Consider the following 20164-nt stretch of genomic DNA (forward strand, 5'->3'; position numbering starts at 1 on the left):
TCATTCCCCCTGGCGCTTTTGACGCCGCCAGATCCGCCAGGTTACAACCAGCGCCCAGAAGAACGCGGCCAAAGCTGCCAGGTCGAACAGAACGGCGTAACGGTCGCCCGGCCCGACCAGCCATTGCGCGCCGAGCCACAGAAGACCCGTGGCGGCGATCACCACCGCCACCCCCCGCGCTTCCCGCGCGAGCCCCTGGTCCTTCTGGTTCGGTGCGCCCATCGAACTCACTCACCGCGCGCCGCGCTCGCGGCGCGCTCTGAAAACTCGGTCTGGCCGCCACGGGCCAGGATCTTTGCCTGCTTCACCCACTCGTCGCGGGTGATGCGGCCGTGAAAGCCGACCATCAGGCTGTCGACGAAGGCGATATCCCGTGCCTTCCACGACGCGATCTGGTCGAAGTGCCAGATCCCGATCTCGTTCAGCTGCTCTTCAATCGCCGGCCCCACGCCCTTGATCAGCTGCAGATCGTCAGCCCGCCCGCGCCGCGGGGCCGCGAGCCGTTCCGGCGACGCGGCCGGCACCCGCTCCTTCGACTTGGCGAGCGCCGCATCGAGCCCCGTGCTCGCCGCGGAAACACCCTGCGCGACCTTCCGCAGATCGTTGGCCACCGGCCGGGTCTCAACGGGCTCGTCCTCTTTCGCGTCCTTCTCAGGCTCCGGCCTTGCGTGCGTGACCGGCACGGCCGCGACCTGCTCCGCGCGGCCGCAGAATGACCAGACGAAGACCAGACCGAGCGCGGCGAAGACAGCGAGCCCCGCAACGAGGGAACCGGCGACGGGAATCTGCGCCACATACACGAGCACCAGCGCCACGAGCACACCGCCCGCGGCCGCCACGGCCCATGTTGTGCGGCGGCAAGCCGCCCGTGCAGTCCCCGACATCGCTCCCAATCCCGTCACGATCCCTAGTAGACGTCGCCCTTCTCGACCCGCGCCGAGAACTCGGTATCACCGCCCGCGGCCAGAAGCTTCGCCTGCTCCACCCAGCCGTCGCGGCTCGCCCGCCCCTTGAAGCCCTCGAGGTTCTCGTCGACCCAGGCCAGTTCCTCGGCCGTCCAGGCGGCGATCTGGTCGAAATGGTAGAAGCCGAGGCTGTTCAGAAGCTCCTCGAGCTTCGGCCCGACGCCCTTGATCTTCTTGAGGTCGTCCGCCCCGCCCTCCCGCGCAACGTCGAGCGCCTGCGGCCGTTTCGCCGCGCCGGCAGCTTTCGCGGGCGCCGGTTTCGCTTCGGCCTTGGCGGCGGCCTTTGAGGCGGGCTTCGCTGCCTTGCCGAGCCACGGCGTCAGGAGCGGCACCTCGGTCCCGTCGATCCGCTTCAGCGTGTCGCCGATATCGGTCGCGAGCTGGACGGAGGCGTTGTGCTTCGCCTTGCCGGCCTCGTATTCGGTGAGGCTCGTCAGCCCCGAAAGCGGCTCGGAGGCGTAGCGGCCATTCTGCGGACCCGGCACCGGCACCTTGCCGGCGGCCATGTCGTCGAGGAGCTTCGCGAAGCTCTCCGCCGTCAGGTCCTCGTAATAGTCCTTGCCGATCTGGGCCATCGGCGCGTTGGTGCAGGCGCCAAGGCACTCGACCTCTTCCCAGGAGAACTTGCCGTCGGCCGAGAGCTGATGCGCCTGAGGCGCGATCTTCTCCTTGCAGACCTTGATCAGGTCCTCGGCCCCGCAGATCATGCAGGACGTGGTGCCGCAGATCTGGATATGGGCAACAGAGCCAACGGGTTGCAGCTGGAACATGAAGTAGAACGTGGCCACTTCCAGCGCCCGGATATGCGCCAGCCCCAGCATGTCGGCGACATGCTCGATGGCTGCGCGGGAAAGCCAGCCCTCCTGCTCCTGCGCGCGCCACAGGAGCGGGATGACCGCCGAGGCCTGCCGGCCCTCGGGGTATTTCGAAATCTGGCCCTCCGCCCAGGCGAGGTTCGCGGGCGTGAAGGCAAAGCTGTCCGGTTGAACCGGGTGAAGACGGCGCAACATCAGCGATCCACCTCTCCGAAAACGATATCCATGGTGCCGATGATCGCGGCGACGTCCGCCAGGAGATGGCCCGAGGCCATCCAGTCGATCGACTGCAGATGCAGGTAGCCCGGCGCGCGCAGCTTGGCGCGGTAGGGCTTGTTGGTGCCGTCGGCGACGAGGTAGACCCCGAACTCGCCTTTGGGCGCCTCGACGGCGGCATAGACCTCGCCCGCCGGCACGTGGAAGCCCTCGGTGTAGAGCTTGAAGTGGTGGATCAGCGCCTCCATCGAGCGCTTCATCTCGCCGCGCTTCGGCGGGCTGAGCTTGCCGCGGGCGAGCACGTCGCCCTTGCCCTCGGGGGCCCTGAGCTTGGCGATCGCCTGATGGATCATCGAGGTCGACTGGCGCATCTCCTCCATGCGGCAGAGATAGCGGTCATAGCAGTCGCCGTTCTTGCCGACGGGGATCTTGAAGTCGAACTCGTCGTAGCATTCGTAGGGCTGGGCGCGGCGCAGGTCCCAGGCCATTCCCGAACCGCGCACCATGACGCCGGAATAGCCCCATTTCAGCGCGTCTTCCTCGGTCACGATGCCGATATCGGCATTGCGCTGCTTGAAGATGCGGTTCTCGGTCAGAAGCCCGTCGAGATCGTCGATGACCTTCGGGAAGGCATGCGCCCATTCCTCGATGTCGTTCAGGAGATCGTCGGGCAGGTCCTGGTGCACGCCGCCGGGGCGGAAATAGGCGGCGTGGAGCCGCGCTCCGCACGCGCGCTCATAGAAGACCATGAGCTTCTCGCGCTCCTCGAAGCCCCAGAGGGGCGGCGTCAGCGCGCCGACGTCCATCGCCTGCGTGGTGACGTTGAGGAGGTGGTTCAGGATGCGGCCGATCTCGGAGTATAGCACCCGGATCAGCGAGCCCCGGCGCGGCACCTCGACCCCGGTCAGCTTCTCGATCGCGAGGCACCAGGCATGTTCCTGGTTCATCGGCGCGACATAGTCGAGCCGGTCGAGATAGGGCAGGTTCTGCAGGTAGGTGCGGCTCTCCATCAGCTTCTCGGTGCCGCGGTGGAGAAGGCCGATATGGGGATCGCACCGCTCCACCACCTCGCCGTCCAGCTCCAGCACAAGGCGCAGAACGCCGTGCGCCGCGGGGTGCTGCGGACCGAAGTTGATGTTGAAGTTGCGGATCCGCTGTTCGCCCGTCTGGGCGTCGTCATAGCCTCTGGAGCCGTCCATCATTTCGCCCCCTGTTTCTCGTCGCCCGGAAGGATGTATTCCGCGCCCTCCCAGGGGCTCATGAAATCGAACTGCCGGTAATCCTGGGTCAGCTTCACCGGCTCGTAGACCACACGCTTCAGCGCCTCGTCATAGCGCACCTCGGTATAGCCCGTGGTCGGGAAGTCCTTCCGAAGCGGATGGCCCCGGAAGCCGTAGTCAGTGAGGATGCGGCGCATGTCGGGATGGCCGGTGAAGATGACCCCGAACATGTCGTAGACTTCCCGCTCGAACCAGTTGGCGGACGGATGGATGCCGATGATCGAGGGCACCATCTCGTCCTCTCGGACCTGGACGCGGACGCGGATGCGGGCGTTCTGGTACATCGAGAGGAAGTGGTAGACGACGTCGAACCGCTGGGCGCGCTCGGGATAGTCCACCGCGGTGATGTCGACGAGCGTCGAGAAGCGGCAGTTGCGGTCGGCGCGGAGGAACTCGACGAAGTTGACGAGACCCGCGACGGTCACGGTGACGTTGAGTTCGCCATACGCGATCTCGGTCGCGACCACCTCGTCGGGGCGCTTGAGCTCGATATGGAGGCTGAGTTCCTGAAGGTCTTCGGTCATGGAACTCTCCTCAGCGAACGAGCGTGCCGGTGCGGCGGATGCGGCGCTGCAGTTGCAGGATGCCGTAGAGAAGCGCCTCGGCGGTCGGCGGGCAGCCCGGGACGTAGATGTCGACCGGCACGATGCGGTCGCAGCCGCGCACCACCGAGTAGCTGTAGTGGTAATAGCCCCCGCCATTTGCGCAGGAGCCCATCGAGATGACGTAGCGCGGTTCGGGCATCTGGTCGTAGACCTTGCGGAGCGCGGGCGCCATCTTGTTCGTCAGCGTACCGGCGACGATCATCAGGTCCGACTGGCGCGGGGAGGCGCGCGGTGCGGTGCCGAACCGCTCGAGGTCGTAACGCGGCATCGAGGTGTGCATCATCTCGACGGCGCAGCAGGCAAGGCCGAAGGTCATCCAGTGCAAGGAGCCGTTCCGCGCCCAGTTGATGATGTCCTCGGTCGTGGTCAGCAGAAAACCCTTGTCCTGCAGCTCGCGGTTCAGCGCCTGGGTCGCGACCTCGCGGTCGGCGCCGGCGGTGTTGGCACCCGTCATCACGCCCATTCCATCGCCCCCTTCTTCCACTCATAGGCAAAGCCGATCGTCAGCACGGCGAGGAACACCATCATCGACCAGAACCCGACCGTCGAGACGTCCTTGAACGCCACCGCCCAGGGGAAGAGGAAGGCCACTTCGAGGTCGAAGATGATGAACAGGATCGAGACGAGGTAGAAGCGCACGTCGAACTTCATCCGCGCGTCGTCGAAGGCGTTGAAGCCGCATTCGTAGGCCGAAACCTTCTCCGGATCCGGGTTGCGGAACGCGATCACCGCGGCCGCGAGGATCAGCACGAGGCCAAGGCCGATGGCCATGGCGAGGAAGATGAGGATGGGAAGGTATTCTCGCAGCAGCTCGTCCACCGTTGGCTCCTTCGTCTCGCGCGGGGATCACCGGCGCGTGATATGGCTCCGGCCCGTTTACTCCCCCGCCCTGACGGGGTCAACCGAAGGAGGCCGCCAATATGTCGCGGACGGTGCGGAAAATGTCGGACGTGATGGACAGTTACCGCTAGCTGGCCAAGTCATCGGCAGGCCTCCGACCGTCAATGCCCTTGTCGCCGTTCAACTCTTCCACGATGGCGCGCGCTTGTCGAAGAAGGCCGCGATTCCCTCCGCCGCCTCGGCGCTTTCCCAGCGCCGGACCAGCGCCTCGATCGTCTCGGCGATCACCGCCTCGTCGATCCGCGGCCCGAGCCTGCGGGCCAGCGCCTTGGCCTCCGCGACTGCGCCCGGAGCACAGGCGAGATAGGGCGCGACCTCGGCCTCGACGGCACCGTCCAGATCCTCCGGCGCGACCGCGCGGGCGAGAAGCCCGAGCGTCACCGCCTCTTCGGCGCCGAAAAGCCGCGCGGACATGAAGACGCGCCGCGCCATCGCCTCGCCCAACCGGGCCAGCACATAGGGCCCGATCGTCGCGGGAATCAGGCCGAGCTTCGTCTCGGTCAGGCCGAACCGCGCCTGCGCCGCGCCGATCGCGACGTCGCAGACCGCGGCCATGCCGACGCCGCCGCCGAAAGCGTTGCCCTGGATCCGGCCGATCACCGGCTTCGGGCAGGTGTTGAGCGTGTTCAGCATCATCGCGAGCTTGGTGGCCTCGCGCGCCCGAGTCGCACCGTCCGCTGCGATCTGCTCGCGCATCCAGCCAAGGTCGCCGCCCGCGCAGAAGGTCTCCCCGGCTCCGGTCAGGATGACCGCCCGCACCGCGGGATCGCGCCCGAGCTGCCCCGCGGCCTCGGTCAATTCAGCGATCATCTTGGCCGAGAGCGCGTTGTGCTTCTCGGGCCGGTCGAGCGTGAGCCGCGCCACTCCCCGGTCGTCACAGTTGAGGCTGATCGTCTCGTACATTGCCGTCTCCCGTTCCATGCCGCCCCAGTCACCCGCGCATCGCGCGCGCCATGGCCGCCGCCTTCGCGAGGCAGTCGCAGTCGAGCCCTGTCGCGTAGCCGAGCGCCCGAAGCCGCGCCTCGACCGCCTCGGTCGCGACATTGCCCGCAGCACCAGGCGCGTAGGGGCAGCCGCCCAGACCGCCGACGGCGGCGTCGAAGACCCTGAGGCCCCGCGCCAGCGACGCCTCGATATTGGCGAGCGCCCGGCCCGCCGTGTCGTGATAGTGCCCGGCAAGCCGCTCCGCTGGCAACTCCTCAAGCACCGCGGCCAGCATCGCGTCGATCGTCTCCGGGCGCCCCTGGCCGATCGTGTCGCCGAGGCTGAGTTCATAGCAGCCCATGTCGCGCAAGGCCCCGGCCACCTTCGCCACCGCGGCCGGCGCAATGGCGCCGTCATAGGGGCAATCGGTCACGACCGAGACATAGCCCCGGACCGGGATCCCGTCGGCCCGCGCCGCCTCGACCACCGGGCGGAAGCGATCGAGGCTCTCGGCGATGGTGCAGTTCAGGTTGGCTTTTGAAAAGCCTTCCGATGCCGAGGCGAAGATCGCCACCTCGTCGGCCCGGGCGGCCTTCGCCGCCTCGTAGCCCTTCATGTTCGGCGTCAGCGCCGCATAGGACACGCCCTTCGCCCGCGTGATCCCCGCCAGCACCGCGGCGCTGTCGGCCATTTGCGGCACCCATTTCGGGGAAACGAAGCTCGCCACCTCGATCCGCCGGAACCCGGCGCGGCTGAGGCAGTCGACGAGCGCGATCTTCTCCTCCGTCGGAATGATCCGCTTTTCGTTCTGGAGCCCGTCGCGCGGCCCCATTTCGACGATCTCGACGCGTTCAGCCATCCCATGCCTCGTAGAAGTCGCGCTTGTAGAGCAGTTCGGCCCGCTTCGGCGGCAATGCCTTCTTGAAGGCGGGCCGCGCCGTCACCCGGTCGTACCAGGCGGCGAGCGTCGGGAACGCCTCGAGCCGGGCGAAGTGGCGCGCCATGTAGAGCGCCTGACCCACGCCGATATCGGCGGCCGAGAAGCCGCGGTCCAGGAGATGCGTGCGCCCAAGCAGCCGCCGCTCCAGCGCGCCGTAGCATTTTTCCAGCCGCTTCGCCTCGATCCGCATCACCACAGGGCTGCGCATCGCGTCGTCATAAAGCGCGATATGCTGCTGCGTGAGCGCAGCCGTGTGCTGGCTGATCGTCTCGGCGAAATGCACCCAGATCAGCCAGTCGATCCGCTCCGGATCCCCCGGCGCGCGGCCGAGTTCGGGCTCCGGGAACCGTTCGCAGAGATATTCGGTGATGGCGCCGCTCTCCCAGATCACCCTTTCGTCGATCTCCAGCGCTGGCACCCTGCCGGCCGGGTTCACCGATAGATAGTCGAGCGAGCGCAGCGATCTATCGAATGGATGCAGCACCACGTGGAATTTCAGATCAAGCTCGTTGAGCAGCCAGAGCGAACGCATCGAGCGCGTCTGGTGGCAATGGTGGAGGCGGATCACGCCTCCTCCTCCTCGAGCCGCACCAGCGCGGCGCCGGCCTCGACCTGGGTTCCGGCCGCGACCAGCACCTCGGCCACCGTGCCGTCGCGGGCGGCGGTCAGGGTATGCTCCATCTTCATCGCCTCGAGCACCGCGAGCCGATCGCCAGCCGCGACCGCCTGCCCGGCGGTGACGAAGACCGCCTTCACGAGACCCGGCATCGGCGAGAGCGTGAGCCCACCACCGGCATCGGCGCTCTGCCGGTCGAGGGGATCGGTCAGGCCGAAATGCCAGGCGCCGGGACCGAAGATGCTGACGGTGCCCGGCGTCAGCACGATCCGCGCGCCGGCGGGACGGCCGTTCACCCACCAGGCGCCGGAATGCAGCGCGCAATCGGCGACGTCGCCTTCGATCGTCACCCGCGCCCGGCCGGGGCCGAGCGCCTCGACCACCGCGTCGAACCCGTCGAGGGTCACCGTCCGGCGCAAGGGTGCCCAGAGCGCGAAGCCCGCCATCGCGGCGCCGCCATCCGCGAGCCCGGCCGCGCCGAGCGCGGCCAGCGCCTGCACGGCAAGTCCCGGCGCGGCCGCAGCGGTCAGCGCGGCGAGGTCGCGGGCGATGAGGCCGGTATCGACGTCGCCCGCGCGGAAACCCTCGTGGCGCGCGAGCGCGGCAAGGAACGACAGGTTCGTCACCGACCCGGCGACCTCGGTATCCTCGAGCGCGGCGGTGAGTTTCGAGAGCGCTATGGCGCGGGTCGGCCCGTGGACGATGATCTTGGCAATCATCGGGTCGTACCAGGGGCTGATCGTGTCGCCGGGGCGCACGCCGGTATCGGCGCGCGCGCCGTCGGGGAAATGCAGGTGCGAGAGCGTCCCGGTCGCCGGCAGGAAGCCCGCCGGCACGTCCTCGGCATAGAGCCGCGCCTCGAAGGCATGGCCCGCAAGGCGGATATCCTCCTGCCGCGAGGTCAGCGGTTCGCCGGAGGCGACGCGGAGCTGCCATTCGACGAGGTCGATGCCGGTGATCGCCTCGGTCACCGGGTGTTCGACCTGCAACCGCGTGTTCATCTCCATGAACCAGAAGCGGTCGGGCCGCAGGCCTTCGGACCCGTCGACGATGAACTCGACCGTGCCCGCGCCCTTGTAGCCGATCGCCTCGGCCGCGCGCACCGCGGCCTGGCCCATCGCCTGGCGCATCTCCTCGGTCATGCCGGGCGCGGGCGCCTCCTCGATCACCTTCTGGTGGCGGCGCTGGAGCGAGCAGTCGCGCTCGAAGAGGTGGACGGCGCGGGTGCCGTCGCCGAAGACCTGCACCTCGATATGGCGCGGCTTCTCGATGTATTTCTCGATCAGCACGGCGGGATTGCCGAAGGCGGTCTGCGCCTCGCCTCGCGCGCTTTCGAGCGCGTCGGCGAAGTCCTTCGCCCGCTCCACGAGCCGCATCCCCTTGCCGCCGCCGCCCGCGACCGCCTTGATCAGCACCGGATAGCCGATCGCGTCGGCCGCGCCGGCAAGGTGCTCCGGATCCTGGTTGTCACCGTGGTAGCCGGGCACGACGGGCACGCCCGCCTTCTCCATCAGCGCCTTCGCGGCGTCCTTGAGACCCATCGCCCGGATCGCGGCCGAGGACGGGCCGATAAAGACCAGCCCCGCCTTCTCGACGGCGTCGACGAAGTCCGGGTTTTCCGAAAGAAACCCGTAGCCGGGGTGGATCGCCTCTGCACCCGTGGCCAGCGCCGCCGCGATGATCGCGTCGCCCCTGAGGTAACTGTCGGCCGGGCGGGGGCCACCGACATGCACCGCCTCGTCGGCCATCGCGACATGGCGCGCAGTGGCGTCGGCATCGGAATAGACCGCAACGGTGGCGACGCCGAGCTTGCGGCAGCTGTCAATGACGCGGGCGGCGATCTCGCCCCGGTTCGCGATCAGGATTTTCGAGAACATGCGTTCGTCCTTCTGGCACGGCCGGGGGTTTCACACCCCCGGACCCCCGTGGGGTATTTGGGCAATGAAGAAAGGCGGGAGGATGTCATGAGCCGAGATCCTCGATCAGCCGGAAGCGCTCGCAGACGAGATCCATATCCGTATCGAAGCCGCCATTGCGTTCGAAGAAGCGGCGATGGCCGGCGCGCCAGCCTTCGAGCGTGTCGTTCTCTCCCTCGGCGAGCGCGAAGTCCTCACCGATGTCGCGGAATCGCCGGATCGCGACCTCGCGGGTTTCGATCACCAGAGCGGGCGCGCCGTCCCAGTCGAGCGCGATATCGCGCCGACCGACGACCGGCATCGGGTCCGCTCCGGCTTCGAAGTCCCGAAGCGCGCCGCAGGTCGCGGTCTTGGCCCCCGAACGGACGAGCGCCAGGAGCCTATCGCAAAGCGCGCGGCTGTCGCCGAAGGTGAAGGTCTCGGCGCCCGGATACCGCGCTTTCGCGGCCTGAAGCGTGAGGATCGTGTTCGGTTTCGCCGCCATCACGCGCACCATCCGGCGCGCCGGCCGCCCGCATAGGGGCGGGCGTGGCCGTCCTCGATCATCCGCCGCTGGACCGGTTCGCCATCGACGATGAGCGCGACCAGCGCGCGGCCGTAGCGATCCTCGCCCTCGCGGACCAGTTCCACCGTTTCGGCCCGCCATATCGCCTGGCGCAGCGCCCATTTCGCGCGGATCGCGGCGGCGAGTTCGGAAGGGCAGGACGGCGAGAAGAGCTCGGGCGTGTCGTAGCCGGTGAGCCGCGCCGGCGTCTCTCCTCCGTCCGCGCACCACATCCGGACCGTATCGCCGTCGACGACGCGGTAGATGCGGCAGGCGCCGCCTGTCGAGGCGACCGGTCGCGTCACCGCGAGGGTCGCGTCGGCGACGCCCGGCAAGAGGATGAGCCCGACCGACGCGACCACGATCACCGCATTCAGGTAGACGCGCGGATCGGCGAGCCGCCGGGACCGGCTCTTCCGGTGCGGCGGCACACCCGCGCTCCGCCTGAGCGGCCGTCGGTAGTCCCGGCTGAAGCGGATCAGGTTATTGCGCCGTTTCGCCATCGCTCACATCCGGAAGACGCCGAAGCGGGTCGGCTCGATCGGCGCGTTCAGCGCCGCCGAAAGGCTGAGGCCCAGCACCTCGCGGGTCTTTCTCGGGTCGATGATGCCGTCGTCCCAGAGCCGGGCCGAGGCGTAGAGCGGATGCGACTGTTCCTCGAACATCTCGATGGTGGGGCGCTTGAACTCGGCCTCTTCCTCGGGACTCCATGTGCCCCCTGCCCGCTCGATCCCGTCGCGCTTGACGGTGGCCAAGACGCCCGCCGCCTGTTCGCCGCCCATCACCGAGATGCGGGAATTGGGCCAGGTCCAGAGGAAACGGGGGCTGTAGGCGCGCCCCGCCATGCCGTAGTTGCCGGCGCCGAAGGAGCCGCCGACCAGCATGGTGATCTTTGGCACATTGGTGGTGGCCACCGCCGTCACCATCTTGGCGCCGTGCCGGGCGATGCCCTCGTTCTCGTATTTGCGGCCGACCATGAAGCCGGTGATGTTCTGGAGGAACACCAGCGGGATGCCGCGCTGGCTGCACAGTTCCACGAAATGCGCGCCCTTGATCGCGGATTCGGAGAAGAGCACGCCGTTGTTGGCAACGATGCCGACGGGGCAGCCCTCGACATGGGCGAAGCCGGTCACCAGCGTCTCGCCGAAGCGCGGCTTGAACTCGTCGAAGCGCGAGCCGTCGACCACGCGCGCGATCACCTCGCGGATGTCGTAGGGGGTGCGCAGGTCGGCGGGGACGAGGCCGAGGATCTCCTCGGGATCGTAGGCCGGGGCTTCGGGGCTCTGCCACTGCACGGTTGCGGGCTTTGCCCGGTTGAGGTTGCCGATGGCGCGGCGGGCGAGCGCCAGCGCATGGGCGTCGTCCTCCGCGAGGTAGTCGGCGACGCCGGAGAGTCGGGTGTGGACATCGCCGCCGCCGAGATCCTCAGCGCTGACCACCTCGCCGGTCGCGGCCTTCACGAGGGGCGGCCCGGCGAGGAAGATCGTCCCCTGCTCCTTCACGATGATCGAGACGTCCGACATGGCCGGGACGTAGGCGCCGCCGGCGGTGCAGGAGCCCATGACAACCGCGATCTGGGGGATACCCTTGGAGGACATCCGGGCCTGGTTGTAGAAGATCCGGCCGAAATGGTCGCGGTCGGGGAAGACCTCGTCCTGGTTCGGAAGGTTGGCGCCGCCCGAATCCACGAGGTAGACGCAGGGCAGACGGTTCTCCTCGGCGATCTCCTGCGCGCGGAGGTGTTTCTTCACGGTCATCGGGTAGTAGGTGCCGCCCTTCACGGTGGCGTCGTTGGCCACCACCATGACCTCCTGGCCATGCACCCTGCCGATCCCGGCGATGACCCCGGCGGCGGGGGCGTCGCCATCGTACATGCCGTGGGCGGCGGTGGCACCGACTTCGAGGAAAGGCGAACCGGCATCGAGCAGGTTCGCCACCCGCTCGCGCGGCGGCATCTTGCCGCGAGCGACGTGGCGGGCGAGAGACTTCTCGCCGCCGCCGGCGGCGGCACGCTGGGCGGCCTCGGCAATGGTCGCCAGCATCGCCTCATGCGCCGCCCGGTTGGCGCGGAAGGTGTCGGAGGTGGAGAGGACGGAGGAAGTCAGACGCATCGGTCAGGCCTCGAAAGTAGGTTGCAGGGCGCAGCGGGGCTTGGCTCAGGCCATCGCCCCCATCAGCTCGCGGCCGATCAGCATTCGGCGGATTTCGGATGTTCCGGCGCCGATCTCCATCAGCTTCGCATCGCGGAAGATGCGGGCGACGGGAGTCTCGTTCATGAAGCCCATGCCGCCCATCGCCTGCACCGCCTGGTGGGCGACGACCATCGCCTCCTCGGAGGCGTAGAGCACGCAGGCCGCCGCGTCCTGGCGGGTGACCTCGCCGCGGTCGCAGGCCTTGGCGACCTCGTAGATATAGGCGCGGGCCGAGTTCATCTTGGTGTACATGTCGGCGATCTTGCCCTGCATGAGCTGGAAGTTCCCGATCGGCTGGCCGAACTGCTTGCGCTGCGCGAGGTAGGGCATGACCTCGTCTAGGCAGGCCGCCATGATGCCGGTGCCGATGGCCGAGAGCACGACGCGCTCGTAGTCGAGCCCGGACATGAGGACGCGGACGCCCCTGCCCTCCTCGCCGAGGATGTTCTCGAACGGCACCTCGACATCGTCGAAGATCAGTTCGGCGGTGTTGGAGCCGCGCATGCCGAGCTTGTCGAAGTGCTTCGAGGTCGAGAAACCCTTCATTTCCTTCTCGATCAGGAAGGCGGTGATGCCCTTCGATCCGGCCTCTGGGTCGGTCTTGGCATAGACGACGAGGGTATCGGCGTCCGGCCCGTTGGTGATCCAGAACTTGGTGCCGTTCAGCACGTAGCGGTCGTTCTTCTTCTCGGCTCGGAGCTTCATCGAGACGACGTCGGACCCTGCCCCGGCCTCGGACATCGCGAGCGCGCCGACATGCTCGCCGGAGATCAGGCGCGGCAGGTACCTGCGCTTCTGCTCGTCGGTGCCGTTGAGCTTGATCTGGTTGACGCAGAGGTTGGAATGCGCGCCGTAGGAGAGGCTTACCGAGGCCGAGGCGCGCGCGATCTCCTCGACCGCGACGCAGTGGGCGAGATAGCCCATCCCCGCACCGCCGTATTCCTCCGGCACCGTGATGCCGAGAAGGCCAAGCTCACCCATCTCTTTCCAGAGTTCGGCGGGAAACTCGTTCGACCGATCGATCTCCGCGGCCATCGGCTTGACGCGCTCCTGCGCCCAGCGGTGGACCATGTCGCGGAGCGCCTCGATCTCCTCGCCAAGGTGGAACTTCATGGATGCGGTGAACATCGGCGCCTCCGTGTAAATGAACGTGCGTTCAATTCATAGATCGAAAGGGTGAGTCGGGTCAATGGGGTGCTGCGGCAAGGGACGCGCAGCGGCGTTGGGAATCGGCTCCGCTCTGCATCCAGGGGAAAAGACCTCGATGGATCGCCGAACATCTGCGGTCGGCATGACAGGAATGTTCGATCGGAGCGAAGGCCGAAGACGGTGCGACCCGCCGGATCCCCCCGGTCATTGGTCCACATGGAACTTCATGGCATTCTGTATCCCTACGGATCAATATCGGGGGATCGAATGCGACAGACACTCTTCGGCCTTCTATGCCTTGGCCTCTGCGGTCAGGCGACCGCCGAGACCCTCCCCCTCCCGGAAAGCCTGATCGCCCTGAACAGCGACAACGGTCAGGCGTTGCTGATCGAGGCAGAGGCCCGGGCCGATTACTTCGACCTTGCCATCCATTTCACCAACCAGGTGCATCCGGCCTTCTGCGGTCCGGCTTCAATCGCGATGGTCCTCAATGCTCTCGACGTCCCGCGTCCGGCGTCTGACATGACCCTCGGACTCGGTATGTTCGATCAGGAGAATGTCTTCACGCCTGCCACGGAGGCCGTGAAGCCCCGGGCCCGGATCGAGAGGGCCGGCCTCACGCTCGACGAGCTCGGCAGGATGTTCGAAGCCCATTCCGTGGCGGCGAGCGTGCATCATGCCGCCGACTCCTCGCTCGAGGAGTTCAGGCGCGCCGCGATCGACAGCATCGGGGACGCGGAGAGCTTCGTTCTGGTCAACTATCTCCGCTCCAGTCTCGGACAGGAACGCGGCGGTCACATCTCGCCGCTCGGCGCCTATGATGCGGAGACCGACAGATTCCTCATACTCGACGTGACCCGCTACAAGTACCCGCCTGTCTGGGTCGATGCTGCGGCGTTGTTCGATGCGATGAACACGCCGGATTCCGACAACGACGATCGCTCGCGAGGATACCTGCTCGTCGTTCGATGACCCGGTCTGCCATGGACGCGCCGATGCGATGCCCCGAGCAGCGGACGGCTTTGCGCATTTGCGCCGTCCCGTGACGCGGAAGCGTCCGCTTCAGGATGAAGTGACCGCCGAACCGTAACCGCGCGATGGCAGGGTCAGTCCGCCGCCGGAACAGCTTCGACCGGCCCCGCCTCGCCCTGGTGGACTGCCAGGACTTCGGCCCGGATGATCCGCGCGATGAGGGCTGCGTCGTCGGTGGAGAAGGTCAGGGGCAGGCGCATGTCGATGAGGCCCGCGAGGATGCGGTCGGTGTTCGGCAGCGACTGGGCCTCTGCGTAGCGCCAGCTGTCGTGGCGCGAGGTAAACCCTGTCGGCTCGGCATGGCCGAACCATTTCAGCTCGACCCCGCGGGCGGCGGCGCGGGCGATCAGGGCGCGGACCCTGTCGCCGGACCAGCCCGGCAGCAGGAACTGGAACGAGGAGGCCACGTAATGCTCCTCGGCGGGGCGCGGGATGAGCCGGAGGCCGGGCGTATCGGCCAGCCCCGCCTCCAGCACCTGGTAGAGCGCGTTCCAGCGGGCGCATTGGGCCGGCAGGTCGGCGAGCTGCGGCCTGAGAATCGCCGCGCGCAGGTTGTCCATCCGGCCCGAGACATTGGGGGTGACGTATTTCACCTTTTCGAAGGCCTCGGGTCCGGGCGCGGCGCGGTGACGGGTGTAGAGCATGTAGCTGCCCGAGAGGATGGTCGCGCGGGCCATCAGGTCGGGATCGTCCGAGACGAGGAGCCCGCCCTCGCCCGAGTTCATGTGCTTGTAGGTCTGGGTCGAGTAGCAGCCGGCGATCCCGTGCCGGCCCGAGGGCGTCTGCCGCCAGGCCGCCCCCATCGTGTGGGCGCAATCCTCGATCACCGGGACGCCGGCCGCGTCGCAAAGCGCCATCAGCCGGTCCATGTCGCAGATATGGCCGCGCATGTGGCTGAGGACGAGCGCCTTAGCACCCGGCAGCTTGGCCGCGAGATCATCGATGTCGATTGTCAGGTTCTCGGTCGTCTCGACGAAGGCCGGCGCCGAGCCGACGGCGGCGATGGCGCCCGGCACCGGCGCCAGCGTGAAGGCGTTGGTCAGGACCCGGTCGCCCGGCCCGACGCCGATCGCCCGCAGCGCGCAGCCGATCGCATAGCCGCCCGAGGCTACCGCGAGGCAGTATTTCGCGCCGGTGAAGGCCGCGAATTCCTCCTCGAGGAGCGCGGTTTCGGCGATCTCGTCGGGCGCGGTGTTGTAGCGGTGCAGCCGCCCGTGGCGCAGGACCTTCAGCGCCGCCTCGATCCCTGCCTCGGGGATCGGCTCCTGTTGGGTGAAGCTTCCGGTAAAACGCTCGCTCATCGCATCCTCGTCGGCGGGGCCATGCGAGGGTTGTCCTTCGCCCGGCGCGCGGCGTCAATCCGGCGGGCGGGGTTTCGGTTTCGCGAAATCGGCGGTTCGGGCGCGCGAAACCGCCGGTCTCAGCCGATCAGCGCTTGGACGATCCCGGGAAGCGCATAGAAATCGTCGACGAGCGCCTCGGGGGCGAGCGCCTCGACTCCGCGTCCGGCCGGACCGAAGGTCACAAGCGCGACCGGCACGCCGGCGGCCGTACCGGTGCGCCGGTCGGTTTCGGTGTCGCCGATCAGGAGCGAGCGGCCGACCTCGCCGCCGGCGCGGTCGACCGAGAGGAAATAGGGCGCCGGGTCGGGCTTGCGAACCGGCAGCGTGTCGGCACCGACGAGCGAGCCGAAGAGCCCGCGGACCCCAAGTCGCGTCACCAGGAGCTCGGCCAGCCGCTCTGGCTTGTTGGTGCAGATGCCGGTCGCGTAACCGGCGGACCGCAGCGCCTCGACCGCCTCGGCGGCGCCGGGATAGAGCCGGGTTTCGCGGTCGATCCCCTCCTCGTAGGCGGCGAGAAGCCTGGGGTATTCCAGATCGACCTCGGCCTCGCCGCCGGTGCCGAGCCGCGTAAAGCCGAGCCTGAGCATCGCTCGGCCGCCGTGGAACGCCGTCAGCGCATCGGCGGCCGGATCGAGAAGATCGCCCACGCCGAGCCCGCGAAAACAGGCATTCGCGGCGGCGATCAAATCGGCGGATGTGTCCGCGAGCGTCCCGTCAAGATCGAAGATGACCGTGCGCATGGCTGCATTCCGCCTCTGTAACGCGCAGAAAGGAGTTGTGATCCCCAGCCCCCCTTGCGACCCTCGGGGCCTTGGTTAAAACGGACGGCACCCGAAGGAAAGCACCATTCATGGCCACAGCTCTCATCATTCTCGCCGCCGGACAGGGCACAAGGATGAATTCCGACCTGCCGAAGGTCCTGCACCGGCTCGCCGGCGCGCCGGTCCTCGTCCACGCGATGACCGTCGGCGCGAGCCTTGAGCCCGAGCGCACCGTGATCGTCGCCGGCCACGAGGCCGAAGCGGTGACCAGGGCAGCCAAGGCCCATGACGAGACTGCAGAGGTCGTGATCCAGGCCGAGCAGCTCGGCACCGGCCACGCCGTGGCCCAAGCCCTGCCGGCGCTCAAGGGGTTCACCGGCAAGGTCATCGTGCTTTACGGCGACACGCCGCTGATCCGGCCGGAGACGCTCGACGCGCTCGCCAAGAGCCCGGCCGGCATCACCGTGCTCGGTTTCACCGCGTCGGACCCGCGCCGCTACGGGCGGCTGATCGTGGCCGGCGACCGGCTTGAACGGATCGTCGAGTACAAGGGCGCGACCGAGGCCGAGCGCGCGGTGCGGCTCTGCAACAGCGGCGTCGTGGCCGTCGAGTCCGCGCTTCTGAACGAGCTCGTCGCGGGCCTCACGAACGACAACGCGGCCGGTGAATACTATCTGACCGACATCGTCGCCGCTGCCCGCAAACGCGGCATCACCGCCGACATCGTGATCTGCGACGAGGCCGAGACGCTCGGCGTCGACACCCGCGCCCAGCTCGCACAGGCCGAGGCCGCCTTCCAGGCCCGCGCCCGCGCCGAGGCGCAGGAGAACGGGGTGACGCTGACCGCGCCCGAGACCGTGTTCTTCGCCTTCGATACTGTCGTCGGCCGCGACACGGTGATCAGCCCCAACGTCGTCTTCGGCCCCGGCGTCACCGTGGAATCGGGCGCCGAGATCCTGCCCTTCTGCCATCTCGAAGGCTGCCATATCTCGCGCGGCGCCCGCGTCGGTCCCTTCGCGCGGCTGCGGCCCGGCGCCGAGCTCGCCGAGGATGTCCATGTCGGCAACTTCGTCGAGATCAAGAACGCGATCCTCGACGAGGGCGTGAAGGTCGGCCATCTCACGTATCTCGGCGACGCCCATGTCGGCGAGCACACGAACATCGGCGCGGGCACCGTGACCTGCAATTACGACGGCGTCTCGAAACACCGGACCGAGATCGGCGCGCATGCCTTCATCGGCTCCGACACGATGCTGGTCGCGCCGGTCAAGGTCGGCGCAGGGGCGCTGACCGCGACGGGTTCGGTCATCACCGAGGACGTTCCCGACGACGCGCTGGCCGTGGCACGCAGCCGGCAGGTCACGAAATCCGGCCTCGCCCGCAAATTATTTGATAAAATGAAAGCCGCGAAGGCGAAGCGGCAGAAAGAGATTTAGTAATGTGTGGAATTGTTGGGGTGCTAGGCCACAATGAAGTGGCGCCAATTCTCGTCGAGGCCCTGAAACGCCTGGAATATCGCGGCTACGATTCGGCCGGGATCGCGACAGTGAACCGGGGGCGGCTCGACCGTCGCCGCGCCGTGGGCAAACTCGTCAACCTCTCCGATCTCCTCGTGCACGAGCCGCTCGCGGGCAAGGCCGGCATCGGCCATACCCGCTGGGCGACCCACGGCGCGGCAACGGTGATCAACGCCCATCCCCACCGCTCCGGCCCGGTCGCCGTGGTCCACAACGGCATCATCGAGAATTTCCGCGAACTGCGCGCCGAGCTTGCCGAAAAGGGCCTCGCCTGCGAGACCGAGACTGACACGGAAACGGTCGCGCTCCTCGTCCGCCATCACATGGACCAGGGCCTCTCGCCCCGCGACGCCGCGCGCGAGACCCTGAAGCAGCTCGACGGCGCCTTCGCGCTCCTCTTCCTCTTCGATGGCGAGGAGGACTTGATGATCGCCGCCCGCAAGGGTTCGCCGCTGGCGATTGGCCACGGTCAGGGCGAGATGTTCGTCGGATCCGATGCGATCGCGCTGGCGCCGATGACCGACCGCATCACCTACCTGGAGGAGGGCGACTACGCCTTCGTCACCCGCGCCGGCGTCGAGATCTTCGACGCGGCAGGCCGCCGCGCCAACCGCGACGTCCAGAAGATCCAGCTCGACGCGACCCGGATCGAGAAGGCGGGCTACAAGCACTTCATGGCCAAGGAGATCGCCGAGCAGCCGATCGTTCTGGCCGACGCGATCAAGCATTACTGCCGGGGCGGGAAGATCAACCTGCCCGAGGAGCTCGACTTTGCCACGCTGGACCGGCTGACGCTGGTGGCCTGCGGCACCGCCTCCTATGCCTGCATGACGGCGAAGTACTGGTTCGAAAGCCTGGCAGGCCTGAATTGCGAGGTCGATATCGCCTCGGAGTTCCGCTACCGCGAACCGCCCCTGCCGCAGAACTCCTTCGCCATCTTCGTTAGCCAGTCGGGCGAGACCGCCGACACGCTCGCCGCCCTCCGCTACGCCCGCGACAAGGTCGCGAAGATCGTCTCGGTGGTGAACGTCGCGACCTCGTCGATCGCGCGGGAAAGCGACATCGCGCTTCCGATCCTCGCCGGGGTCGAGGTCGGCGTCGCCTCGACGAAGGCCTTCACCTGCCAGCTCGCGGTGCTCCTGCTCCTGGCGCTCGAAGCCGGCCGCCAGCGCGGCCGGATCGACGACGCGGCGCTCGCCGAACACCTCAAGGCGCTCGCCTCCCTGCCCGGCCTGATGAACCAGACGCTGACCCGCGAGCCGACGATCGCCGCGACCGCCGCCGCCATCGCCGAGGCGCAGGACGTCCTCTTCCTCGGCCGCGGCGCGATGTTCCCGCTGGCGCTCGAAGGTGCGCTGAAACTCAAGGAAATCAGCTATATCCACGCCGAGGGCTATGCTTCGGGCGAACTCAAGCACGGCCCGATCGCCTTGATCGACAAAGCGGTGCCGGTCATCGTCCTCGCCCCGCGCGACGCGCTCTTCGACAAGACCGTGTCGAACATGCAGGAGGTGATGGCGCGGCACGGCAAGGTGGTCCTGATCACCGACGCTAAGGGCGCCGACGAGGCGAGCTACGGCACCTGGAAGACGCTTACCCTGCCCGAACTGCCCGCACTCCTCGCGCCGATCCTCTACGCGCTGCCTGCCCAGCTTCTGGCCTATCACGCGGCCGTCGCGAAGGGCACCGACGTCGACCAGCCGCGAAACCTCGCCAAGTCCGTGACCGTGGAATGACGCTCGATGAGGCCTTGGCCGAGCTCCGGGCCGGGATCGAACCCGGCCGGGCGGCGCAGATGGCGGCCTATCACAAGCAGACCCGCGAGGTTCTCGGCATCCCGAACCCGGTGCTGAACGACCTCGCGAAAACCTGGCGGCAGGCCCTTTCCGTCCCGGACCGGGTCGCGCTCGCCGACCGGCTCTGGCGGACAGACATCTTCGAGGCCCGCATTGCGGCGGCGAAACTGCTCGCGCAGGCGCGGCTGCGGCCGGACGAGGATGCCTGGCGCCTCATCGCCTCCTGGGTGCCCGAATTCGACGGCTGGGCCATCGCCGACCATGCCTGCGACGCCGGCGCGCGCCGGCTCGTGGCCGACTCCTCCCGCATCGACGAGGTCGAGGCCTGGACCCGCTCCGACCACATGTGGGCCCGACGCGCGGCACTCGTCATCACCCTGCCCTGGACCAAGCAGAACCATCCGGGCGAGGAGGACATCGCGATCCGCGACCGCGTGCTCGGCTGGGCTGCGTCCTACGCCGATGACCGGGAATGGTTCATCCAGAAGGCCGTCGCCTGGTGGCTGCGGGACCTCTCGAAACACGACCCCGACCGCGCCCGCGCCTTTCTGGCCACCCACGGCGGCCGGCTCAAGCCCTTTGCCCGCAAGGAAGCCGGTAAATACCTTTGAGCTTCTTCATTGCCGAAGTACCCCGGGGCGCCGGCAGGTTCG

General features: G+C 68.0%; 21 protein-coding genes. 4 read left to right on the forward strand and 17 right to left on the reverse strand.

Annotated features, from left to right (window positions below):
* The 15 genes from OM960_RS04940 to OM960_RS05010 all read right to left on the reverse strand — a co-directional run bounded on the left by OM960_RS04940 (position 1) and on the right by OM960_RS05010 (position 13041).
* Complete coding sequence (locus OM960_RS04940) at positions 1-222, reverse strand: DUF5337 domain-containing protein (protein WP_264771233.1); 222 nt, start codon at positions 220-222, stop codon at positions 1-3.
* A gap of 5 nt (positions 223-227) precedes the next feature.
* Positions 228-884 carry a helix-hairpin-helix domain-containing protein gene (locus OM960_RS04945; protein WP_490372111.1) on the reverse strand — a complete coding sequence of 219 codons (657 nt, stop codon included), beginning with the start codon at positions 882-884 and terminating at the stop codon, positions 228-230.
* A gap of 23 nt (positions 885-907) precedes the next feature.
* Positions 908-1975 (reverse strand): NADH-quinone oxidoreductase subunit NuoE, encoded by a 1068-nt coding sequence (nuoE, locus tag OM960_RS04950; RefSeq protein WP_264771235.1) that lies wholly within the window; start codon positions 1973-1975, stop codon positions 908-910.
* Positions 1975-3195, reverse strand: a complete 1221-nt coding sequence (locus OM960_RS04955; protein WP_263333385.1) for an NADH-quinone oxidoreductase subunit D — start codon at positions 3193-3195, stop codon at positions 1975-1977. Before OM960_RS04955 ends, nuoE begins: the two co-directional genes overlap by 1 nt.
* A complete protein-coding gene (locus OM960_RS04960) occupies positions 3195-3800 on the reverse strand; it encodes an NADH-quinone oxidoreductase subunit C (RefSeq protein ID WP_263333388.1) in 606 nt (201 codons plus the stop codon). The genes OM960_RS04955 and OM960_RS04960 overlap by 1 nt, the downstream gene beginning before the upstream one ends.
* Positions 3801-3810: 10 nt before the next feature.
* Positions 3811-4344 carry a NuoB/complex I 20 kDa subunit family protein gene (locus OM960_RS04965; RefSeq protein ID WP_263333390.1) on the reverse strand — a complete coding sequence of 178 codons (534 nt, stop codon included), beginning with the start codon at positions 4342-4344 and terminating at the stop codon, positions 3811-3813.
* On the reverse strand, positions 4335-4700 hold the full coding sequence (locus OM960_RS04970; RefSeq protein WP_263333392.1) for an NADH-quinone oxidoreductase subunit A: 366 nt from the start codon (positions 4698-4700) through the stop codon (positions 4335-4337). Before OM960_RS04970 ends, OM960_RS04965 begins: the two co-directional genes overlap by 10 nt.
* A 201-nt stretch (positions 4701-4901) precedes the next feature.
* Entirely contained in the window at positions 4902-5684 is a 783-nt protein-coding gene (locus OM960_RS04975) for a crotonase/enoyl-CoA hydratase family protein (protein ID WP_264771236.1), read from the reverse strand.
* A 28-nt stretch (positions 5685-5712) separates the two neighbouring features.
* Positions 5713-6564 carry a hydroxymethylglutaryl-CoA lyase gene (locus OM960_RS04980; RefSeq protein WP_264771237.1) on the reverse strand — a complete coding sequence of 284 codons (852 nt, stop codon included), beginning with the start codon at positions 6562-6564 and terminating at the stop codon, positions 5713-5715.
* Positions 6557-7213, reverse strand: coding sequence for a glutathione S-transferase family protein (locus OM960_RS04985; RefSeq protein ID WP_263333397.1), 657 nt, complete (start codon positions 7211-7213; stop codon positions 6557-6559). Before OM960_RS04985 ends, OM960_RS04980 begins: the two co-directional genes overlap by 8 nt.
* On the reverse strand, positions 7210-9138 hold the full coding sequence (locus tag OM960_RS04990; protein WP_263333398.1) for an acetyl-CoA carboxylase biotin carboxylase subunit: 1929 nt from the start codon (positions 9136-9138) through the stop codon (positions 7210-7212). The genes OM960_RS04985 and OM960_RS04990 overlap by 4 nt, the downstream gene beginning before the upstream one ends.
* 85 nt (positions 9139-9223) lie before the next feature.
* Positions 9224-9661: an ASCH domain-containing protein gene (locus tag OM960_RS04995; RefSeq protein WP_264771238.1), complete on the reverse strand. Its 438-nt coding sequence runs from the start codon at positions 9659-9661 to the stop codon at positions 9224-9226.
* On the reverse strand, positions 9661-10224 hold the full coding sequence (locus OM960_RS05000) for a thermonuclease family protein (RefSeq protein WP_264771239.1): 564 nt from the start codon (positions 10222-10224) through the stop codon (positions 9661-9663). Before OM960_RS05000 ends, OM960_RS04995 begins: the two co-directional genes overlap by 1 nt.
* 3 nt (positions 10225-10227) lie before the next feature.
* Positions 10228-11832, reverse strand: coding sequence for a carboxyl transferase domain-containing protein (locus OM960_RS05005; protein ID WP_264771240.1), 1605 nt, complete (start codon positions 11830-11832; stop codon positions 10228-10230).
* Between the two features lie 45 nt (positions 11833-11877).
* Entirely contained in the window at positions 11878-13041 is a 1164-nt protein-coding gene (locus OM960_RS05010; RefSeq protein WP_264771241.1) for an isovaleryl-CoA dehydrogenase, read from the reverse strand.
* Between the two features lie 288 nt (positions 13042-13329).
* Between OM960_RS05010 and OM960_RS05015 the strand changes: the two genes are divergently transcribed.
* Entirely contained in the window at positions 13330-14034 is a 705-nt protein-coding gene (locus OM960_RS05015; protein ID WP_263333408.1) for a phytochelatin synthase family protein, read from the forward strand.
* Between the two features lie 134 nt (positions 14035-14168).
* On the opposite strand, the gene OM960_RS05020 is transcribed toward OM960_RS05015, so the two are convergent.
* Positions 14169-15395: a DegT/DnrJ/EryC1/StrS family aminotransferase gene (locus OM960_RS05020; protein ID WP_264771242.1), complete on the reverse strand. Its 1227-nt coding sequence runs from the start codon at positions 15393-15395 to the stop codon at positions 14169-14171.
* Positions 15396-15514: 119 nt separating this feature from the next.
* Positions 15515-16177, reverse strand: coding sequence for an HAD-IA family hydrolase (locus OM960_RS05025; protein WP_263333412.1), 663 nt, complete (start codon positions 16175-16177; stop codon positions 15515-15517).
* A 110-nt stretch (positions 16178-16287) separates the two neighbouring features.
* Between OM960_RS05025 and glmU the strand changes: the two genes are divergently transcribed.
* Genes glmU through OM960_RS05040 form a run of 3 tightly spaced genes read left to right on the forward strand, consistent with a single transcriptional unit; the run spans position 16288 to position 20122 of the window.
* Entirely contained in the window at positions 16288-17634 is a 1347-nt protein-coding gene (gene glmU, locus OM960_RS05030; RefSeq protein ID WP_263333414.1) for a bifunctional UDP-N-acetylglucosamine diphosphorylase/glucosamine-1-phosphate N-acetyltransferase GlmU, read from the forward strand.
* A gap of 2 nt (positions 17635-17636) precedes the next feature.
* Positions 17637-19451: a glutamine--fructose-6-phosphate transaminase (isomerizing) gene (glmS, locus tag OM960_RS05035; protein ID WP_263333416.1), complete on the forward strand. Its 1815-nt coding sequence runs from the start codon at positions 17637-17639 to the stop codon at positions 19449-19451.
* Positions 19448-20122, forward strand: a complete 675-nt coding sequence (locus OM960_RS05040) for a DNA alkylation repair protein (protein WP_264771243.1) — start codon at positions 19448-19450, stop codon at positions 20120-20122. Before glmS ends, OM960_RS05040 begins: the two co-directional genes overlap by 4 nt.
* The last annotated feature ends 42 nt before the right edge of the window (positions 20123-20164 follow it).

Source organism: Defluviimonas salinarum (assembly GCF_026013545.1).
GTDB lineage: Bacteria > Pseudomonadota > Alphaproteobacteria > Rhodobacterales > Rhodobacteraceae > Albidovulum > Albidovulum salinarum.

Bases quoted from the DNA above. Each gene is read 5' to 3' on its own strand.
- OM960_RS04960 (WP_263333388.1), bottom strand. From the start codon at position 3,800: ATGACCGAAGACCTTCAGGAACTCAGCCTCCATATCGAGCTCAAGCGC.
- glmS (WP_263333416.1), top strand. From the start codon at position 17,637: ATGTGTGGAATTGTTGGGGTGCTAGGCCACAATGAAGTGGCGCCAATT.
- OM960_RS05010 (WP_264771241.1), bottom strand. From the start codon at position 13,041: ATGTTCACCGCATCCATGAAGTTCCACCTTGGCGAGGAGATCGAGGCG.
- nuoE (WP_264771235.1), bottom strand. From the start codon at position 1,975: ATGTTGCGCCGTCTTCACCCGGTTCAACCGGACAGCTTTGCCTTCACG.
- OM960_RS04975 (WP_264771236.1), bottom strand. From the start codon at position 5,684: ATGTACGAGACGATCAGCCTCAACTGTGACGACCGGGGAGTGGCGCGG.
- OM960_RS04965 (WP_263333390.1), bottom strand. From the start codon at position 4,344: ATGGGCGTGATGACGGGTGCCAACACCGCCGGCGCCGACCGCGAGGTC.
- glmU (WP_263333414.1), top strand. From the start codon at position 16,288: ATGGCCACAGCTCTCATCATTCTCGCCGCCGGACAGGGCACAAGGATG.
- OM960_RS04990 (WP_263333398.1), bottom strand. From the start codon at position 9,138: ATGTTCTCGAAAATCCTGATCGCGAACCGGGGCGAGATCGCCGCCCGC.
- OM960_RS04945 (WP_490372111.1), bottom strand. From the start codon at position 884: ATGTCGGGGACTGCACGGGCGGCTTGCCGCCGCACAACATGGGCCGTG.
- OM960_RS05000 (WP_264771239.1), bottom strand. From the start codon at position 10,224: ATGGCGAAACGGCGCAATAACCTGATCCGCTTCAGCCGGGACTACCGA.
- OM960_RS05040 (WP_264771243.1), top strand. From the start codon at position 19,448: ATGACGCTCGATGAGGCCTTGGCCGAGCTCCGGGCCGGGATCGAACCC.
- OM960_RS05005 (WP_264771240.1), bottom strand. From the start codon at position 11,832: ATGCGTCTGACTTCCTCCGTCCTCTCCACCTCCGACACCTTCCGCGCC.
- OM960_RS05025 (WP_263333412.1), bottom strand. From the start codon at position 16,177: ATGCGCACGGTCATCTTCGATCTTGACGGGACGCTCGCGGACACATCC.
- OM960_RS05015 (WP_263333408.1), top strand. From the start codon at position 13,330: ATGCGACAGACACTCTTCGGCCTTCTATGCCTTGGCCTCTGCGGTCAG.
- OM960_RS05020 (WP_264771242.1), bottom strand. From the start codon at position 15,395: ATGAGCGAGCGTTTTACCGGAAGCTTCACCCAACAGGAGCCGATCCCC.
- OM960_RS04955 (WP_263333385.1), bottom strand. From the start codon at position 3,195: ATGGACGGCTCCAGAGGCTATGACGACGCCCAGACGGGCGAACAGCGG.
- OM960_RS04940 (WP_264771233.1), bottom strand. From the start codon at position 222: ATGGGCGCACCGAACCAGAAGGACCAGGGGCTCGCGCGGGAAGCGCGG.
- OM960_RS04995 (WP_264771238.1), bottom strand. From the start codon at position 9,661: ATGGCGGCGAAACCGAACACGATCCTCACGCTTCAGGCCGCGAAAGCG.
- OM960_RS04980 (WP_264771237.1), bottom strand. From the start codon at position 6,564: ATGGCTGAACGCGTCGAGATCGTCGAAATGGGGCCGCGCGACGGGCTC.